The 6,203-nt window shown below is 68.6% G+C and carries 5 protein-coding genes and 1 pseudogene; 4 read left to right on the top strand and 2 right to left on the bottom strand.

What is annotated here, in order from left to right; translation table 11 throughout:
• The 4 genes and pseudogenes from INP57_RS28575 to INP57_RS28560 all read left to right on the top strand — a co-directional run.
• Positions 1–106 (top strand): annotated as a pseudogene (locus tag INP57_RS28575) (IS481 family transposase); the annotation flags it as partial.
• A gap of 297 nt (positions 107–403) precedes the next feature.
• The gene (locus tag INP57_RS28570; protein WP_200073478.1) at positions 404–2,029 is read left to right on the top strand and encodes a sulfatase family protein; all 1,626 of its coding nucleotides are present in this window, start codon (positions 404–406) and stop codon (positions 2,027–2,029) included.
• Positions 2,030–2,115: 86 nt separating this feature from the next.
• Positions 2,116–3,132 carry an ElyC/SanA/YdcF family protein gene (locus INP57_RS28565; protein WP_307850329.1) on the top strand — a complete coding sequence of 339 codons (1,017 nt, stop codon included), beginning with the start codon at positions 2,116–2,118 and terminating at the stop codon, positions 3,130–3,132.
• A gap of 33 nt (positions 3,133–3,165) precedes the next feature.
• A complete protein-coding gene (locus tag INP57_RS28560) occupies positions 3,166–4,317 on the top strand; it encodes a VanZ family protein (protein WP_307850328.1) in 1,152 nt (383 codons plus the stop codon).
• A 52-nt stretch (positions 4,318–4,369) separates the two neighbouring features.
• On the opposite strand, the gene lysX is transcribed toward INP57_RS28560, so the two are convergent.
• Positions 4,370–5,869, bottom strand: coding sequence for a bifunctional lysylphosphatidylglycerol synthetase/lysine--tRNA ligase LysX (gene lysX / locus INP57_RS28555; protein ID WP_200073477.1), 1,500 nt, complete (start codon positions 5,867–5,869; stop codon positions 4,370–4,372).
• Between the two features lie 108 nt (positions 5,870–5,977).
• Positions 5,978–6,199, bottom strand: coding sequence for a hypothetical protein (locus INP57_RS28550; protein WP_200073476.1), 222 nt, complete (start codon positions 6,197–6,199; stop codon positions 5,978–5,980).
• Between the last annotated feature and the right edge of the window lie 4 nt (positions 6,200–6,203).

Genomic DNA, 6,203 nt, shown 5'->3' with positions numbered 1-6,203 from the left:
CTTCGACCCCTGGCTACACACCTACAACCACCACCGCGCCCACACCTCCCTCAACGGCCACACACCAGCCCAACGCATTCACAACCTCACAGGGCAATACAGGTAGCGGAACCTCAGCGGCTTCCTCGCTGCGGGATCGATTTCTGACGTATGCCCATACGCGGCGAAATCGCTGTCCTCGCGAGGAAGCCGCTGAGAACCCGCCGGTGGTCCGGTTGCGTGCGTGGTCGCCGGTCAGCGGCTTCGCCGCTGAGAAGATAAAGATCAAAAGAGCTCGCGAAATGCCACTGCAACCGTTCCTCCGTGCGAGGGGCGGATCTTGACACTTTGTGCGTGCCGGGGACCAAACTGAGTCATGGTCCCGATGGCTGCCGCTCGCCGCGCCCCGCGACGGAGACGGCCGGTGTTGCTGCTGGTCCTGGCGTTCGTGGCGGCGGCGTGCACGGGCCAGCCGCAGTCGGTCCCCCCGCAGGCGAGCCCGGTGCCGCGGAAACCGAACGTGGTCATGGTGATGACCGACGACCAGTGGCTGGAGAGCATGCGGTTCATGCCGCAGACCCAGCGGTACTTCGACACCCAGGGCGTGACGTTCGACCGCTACTACGCCTCGTACCCGCTGTGCTGCCCCTCCCGCTCGACGTTCCTCAGTGGACAGTTCGCGCACAACAACGGCGTGCGGCACAACGCCGACCCGCTCGGCGGCTACGACAAGCTCAACGAGGCCGAGACGCTGCCGGTGTGGCTGCAACGCGCCGGCTACACCACTTCGCACATCGGGAAGTACCCCAACGGCTACGGCGAGGACGACCCGACGCACGTGCCGCCCGGCTGGGACGAATGGCGCGGTTCGGTCGACCCTAGCACCTACAAGATGTACGGGTACCGGTTGAACGAGAACGGCGCGCTGCGCACCTACGGCGACTACTGGCACGAAGATCCGCAGCACTACCAAACCGACGTGTACCGGGACAAAGGCGCCGACTTCATCCGCAGGCAGTCGCAGGCGGGCAGCCCGTTCTTCCTCAGCATGGCTTTCCTGGCACCGCACGGCGAGATCACGCCGGGTGCACCGGACAACGGTGACCTGTTCCGGATCGCGCCCGGCCCCCGTCCCGCGCAGCGCCACGCCGGGGCTTTCGCGGACGTGCCGCTGCCCGCGGACCCGTCGTTCAACGAGACCGACATGAGCGACAAGCCGAAGTTCATCAAGGACTATCCGCAGATCGCGGCGCACGAGACCACCGGGATCACCGACAGCTACCGCAACCGGCTGGAATCCCTGCTGGCCGTCGACGAGGCGGTGCGCAAGCTCATCGACACGCTGCGCGAGCAGGGCGTGCTCGAGAACACCTACCTGATCTTCGCCTCGGACAACGGGTTCTTCTTCGGCCAGCACCAGATCCCGACCGGGAAGTTCCTGCCGCACGAGGCTTCCGCGCACGTGCCCATGATGATCAGCGGTCCGGGCCTCGCGCGTGGCGCGCATTCCGCCGAGCTGACCAGCAATCCGGACCTGACCGCGACGATCGCCGACCTCGGCGGCACCAGTCCAGGCCTGGCGCTGGACGGGCGTTCGCTGCTGCCGTTCGCGCAGGACCCGCGCAGGCAAACCGGCCGGCCCATCCTGCACGAGGCCGCGGCAGGCGCCCTGCCGGAACCCGTTCGTCCAGGCGTGCGGCAACACGCACCCGCCGACGACGTGCAGGCCGGGCGCGCCGCGGGCGCGGGCGATCTCGACCAGGACGCCGCGACCGCACCACGACCGGCCAAGCCCCGCGACGAGCACGGGCAAGTGCTGTCCGCCGCGTACGAGGGAATCCGCACCGACCGCTACCTCTACATCCGCTACGTCAGCGGTGCGCACGAGCTCTACGACCTGGCCATCGACCCGTACGAGCTGAATTCGCGGCACAACGATGCGCGCTACGCGCAGGTGCGCGAATTCCTGGACCGGCAGCTCGACCGGACGCAGGGCTGCGTCGGAGCGGACTGCGGCCGCGAAATCCCGCAGCCGCCCGCGCCCGGCTGACGACCGTCCACTTAGTACGGCCCGCGAGTGGGGGATTTCCCTGCCTGGCACCGCCGGGTGAGGTGCCACGGCTAAGATCTCCAGCCGTGACTGCTTTGTCGCCCCTCGTCCTAGCTCCCGCCGCAGTCCTGTACCTGCTGTTCGGACTGAGCGTTCTGCGCGATCGGCGCCGCGTGCGCAACGGACTCTGGTTGTTCTTCGCGATCCTGGCGACGATCGTCGGCGCGGGGGCGCTGCTGGCGATGCTCTCGCCGCAGGCCGCGGTCCTGTTCGCGGTGGGGTTCGCGCTCGCGTTCGTGGCGATGCCGCTGGTGCTGGCGGTGTTCCTGATCTTCAACGGGGTGACGATGCTGCGCCGCGAAGGCCGCAGCTTGGGCAACCTGCTTTCGTTGTTCGCCGGGATCGGGATCCTCGGCTACCTGGTGCTGCGCAGCCTCGCCAACCTGACCGAGTGGCCTCCGCTGGTGGCCGTGATGAGCGCCGTCGCATCCGTGCTCGGCTTCGTGTCGCTGCAGTTCGTGTGCTTCCTGCTGTACTCGTTCTTCTACGGGCTGTTCCCGCCGCGCAAGCAGGCCGACTTCATCGTGGTGCTGGGTTCCGGCCTGATCGGCGGGCGGCGGGTGCCGCCGCTGCTGGGTTCCCGGCTGGACAAGGGCCTGGGGGTGTTCCACCAGCAGCGCGCGAAGGGCTACGACCCGGTGCTGATCACTTCCGGTGGTCAGGGGCCGGGCGAGGAGATCGCGGAAGGCCGCGCGATGGCGGACTACCTGCTCGAGCGCGGAGCTCCCGCCGACCGGCTGCTGGTCGAGGACGCTTCGCGCAGCACCGAGCAGAACCTCCGGTTCAGCAAGGCGCTCATGCAGCAGCGCGTGCCGGAGCACCGCTGCCTGGTGGTGACGAACAACTACCACGTGATGCGCGCCGCGCGGATCGCCCGCAAGGAGTCGGTGAACGGGGACGTGGTGGGCTCGCCGACAGCCCGCTACTTCTGGCCGAGCGCCACGATCCGGGAGTTCGTGGCGATCTTCCTCGATCACCGGGTGGCGAACGCCATCATCTGCGGCCTGCTGGTCCTCGGTGCCCTGATAGGCAACTTGGGCTGACGAAAACCTCCTGCACCTACCGGAAGGACGATGGTGAGCGAGCGGCTGCTGCCCGCTTTGATCGGGATCGTGACAGGCATCGCGCTGGCCGTGGTGCTGTTCGTGCCGTACGTGGCTCGGCAATATCGCAGGCGCGGCCAGCTCGGCGCTGGCCACTTGGCGCTGGCGCTGGCCGCGGTGGTCTACGGCGTTTCCCTGGTGGCTTACGTGCTGCTGCCGTTTCCGCAGTTGACGCCGGACTTCTGCGCCACCGAGGGGGCGGGCGGTCCGCAGTGGATCCCGTTCAACTTCCTCAACGACATGCGCAAGGAAGCCACCGGCAGCGGTGTGCTCTCGGTGCTGAGCAATCCGGCGCTGACGCAGATCGCGCTGAACGTGGGCCTGTTCGTGCCGTTGGGCATGTTCGTCCGCTACCTGTTCGGGCGGTCGGTGCTGATCACCACCGCGGTCGGGTTCGGCGTCTCGTTGCTCATCGAGGCGACGCAGGGAACCGGGATCTGGTTCCTGTACCCCTGCGCCTACCGGCTGTTCGACGTGGACGACCTGATCATGAACACGGCCGGGGCGCTGGCAGGTGCGTGGGCGGCCCCTGCGCTGCGCGCGGTGCCGGGGCAGCGGCTCACCACCCCGCCGGGACAGCCGCGGCCGATCACCTGGTCCCGGCGGCTGCTGGCATCGGTGTGCGATCTGGCGATCATCAAGCTGAGCAGCACGCTGTGCGCCACGGCCGGGATCGTCGTGCTGATGGCCGTCAACGGCCAGCTGTTCGGCGGGAACATGCCGCCCACCAGGGAGATCCCGGGCGCCGGCCTCGTCGAGGTGCTCGGGAGCTGGCTGCCGTGGCTGCTGCTGGTGATCGTGCTGCCGCTGGCGGGCGGCGCGAGCAGCGTCGGCCAGCGCATCGTGCAGCTGCGGGCGGTCACCGCGGACGGTGCCAAGCCTCGGCCGTCGGTGAGCCTGGTGCGCAGCCTCGCCGGTGTCGGCGGCTACCTGCTGCTGATCGGCATGGGCGGGGAGTCCCCGTTCGGCTTCCTCGGCCAGCTGTTCGGGCTGGTGTCGTTGATCTGCCTGTTCAGCACCGCCGGGCAGCGCGGCCTGTCGTACAAGATCACCGGGCTGAGCCTGGTGGACGCTCGGGAGCAGCAGCCGGAGGCGGCCGCACCGGCGGCATCCGAACAGCGCTGAGCGCGCAACAGCCCCGGCGCCGTGCGCGCCGGGGCTGGTCGCTTCGCGCGGGTCAGACCGGTTTGACCATCGGGAACAGGATCGTGTCCCGGATTCCCCTGCCGGTGAACGCCATCAGCATCCGGTCGACGCCGATGCCGACTCCGCCGGTGGGCGGCATCCCGTACTCGAGGGCGCGCAGGAAGTCCTCGTCGAGCTGCATCGCCTCCGGGTCACCGCCCGCGGCCAGCAGCGACTGCTCGGTGAGCCGGTTGCGCTGCTCGACCGGGTCGACCAGCTCGGAGTAGCCGGTGCCGAGCTCCATGCCGAACCCGATCAGGTCCCACTTCTCGGTCAGCAGCGGGTCGTCCCGGTGCTGCCGGGTCAACGGGCTCGTCTCCAGCGGGAAGTCGCGCACGAAGGTCGGCTGGATCAGGGTGTGCTCCACCAGATCCTCGAACAGCGCCTCCACGAGCTTGCCCGGCCCCCACGACGGGTCCCAGCCGATCCCGCGCTCGTCGGCGTGCTTGCGCAGCTGCTCCACCGGGGTGCGCGGGGTGATCTCCGCGCCGAGGGCCTCGGAGACCGAGCCGAACAGCGTGATCGACGGCCATTCGCCGCCGAGGTCGACGTCCCCGTGCTCGGGGTGGCGCACCACGTGGTCGCCGAACACGGCCTTCGCGGCGTGCCGGTAGAGCTGGGTGGTCAGTTCGGCGACGGTGTCGTAGTCGCCGTAGGACTCGTAGAACTCCAGCATCGTGAACTCGGGGTTGTGCGTGGAGTCCGCGCCTTCGTTGCGGAAGTTGCGGTTGATCTCGAAGACCTTCTCGATCCCGCCGACCACCAGCCGCTTGAGGAACAGCTCCGGCGCGATCCGCAGGTACAGGTCGAGGTCGTATGCGTTGATGTGGGTGGTGAACGGCTCCGCCGTGGCGCCGCCGTGCACCTGCTGCAACATCGGCGTCTCGACTTCGAGGAAGTCGCGCTCCAGCAGCACCGAGCGCAACGCCTGCACGGCGCGCGAACGCTGCTGGGCCAGCTGCCGCGCTTCCGGGTTGACCAGCAGGTCGACGTAGCGCTGCCGCACCCGCGCCTCGGGATCCGTCAAGCCCTTGTGCTTCTCCGGCAGCGGGCGCAGGCACTTCGAGGTCAGCGTCCAGCTCTCCGCCATGATCGAGAGCTCGCCGCGCTTGGAAGTGATCACTTCGCCGGTGATGCCGACGTGGTCGCCGAGGTCGATGTCGGCCTTCCAGGCTTCCAACTCGTCCGCGCCGACCTTGTCCAGCGCCAGCATGATCTGGATCGAACCGGTGTCGTCGCGGATCGTGGCGAAGCACAGCTTGCCGCCGGTGCGGTAGAGCATGACCCGGCCGGTCACCGAGACGACTTCACCGGTGCCCTGGTCGGCTTCGAGACCGTCGTGTTTCTCGCGGATCGGACCGATCGAGGTGCTGCGCGGGTAACCGACCGGGTAGGGGTCGACGCCGTTGTCCCGCAGGCGTTCCAGCTTCTCCCGCCGGATGCGCATCTGCTCCGGCAGGTCCTCGTGATTCTCGTCCACCGCTGTACTCACGAAACCATGGTATCGGCCCAGCTCACCAGGCCCGGCGGGCGGGCGCACCGGGGTGCGAACCCCGATGCGGCCCGCATCCGCGGCCGTCGCTGCGGTCCACCGGGCCGCTCACCCCTGGTCGTGGCCTTCGATGCGAGCTTGCTCGGCGAGCGCCGGGTAGCTGTCCGCATCCTCCGGCATCAGCCGTACCGACCACGGGATCGGGCACGGCGGAGCGTGGTCGGGATCCGGGCACAACAGCCTGGTGATGCGCTCCTTGACTTCTTCGGCCTGCTGCTCGGTGGCGTAAATGCCGAGCCGGATTTCCCAGATTCCACTTTCCTCGGACATCGCA

This window comes from Saccharopolyspora galaxeae (assembly GCF_016526145.1).
Taxonomy (GTDB): Bacteria; Actinomycetota; Actinomycetes; order Mycobacteriales; family Pseudonocardiaceae; genus Saccharopolyspora_C; species Saccharopolyspora_C galaxeae.
The sequence above is the reverse complement of the archived record's forward strand: the minus strand, read 5'-3'. Positions and strand labels throughout refer to the sequence as shown.

Coding starts and splice junctions, on each gene's coding strand:
- INP57_RS28550 (WP_200073476.1), bottom strand. CDS start 6,199: ATGTCCGAGGAAAGTGGAATCTGGGAAATCCGGCTCGGCATTTACGCC.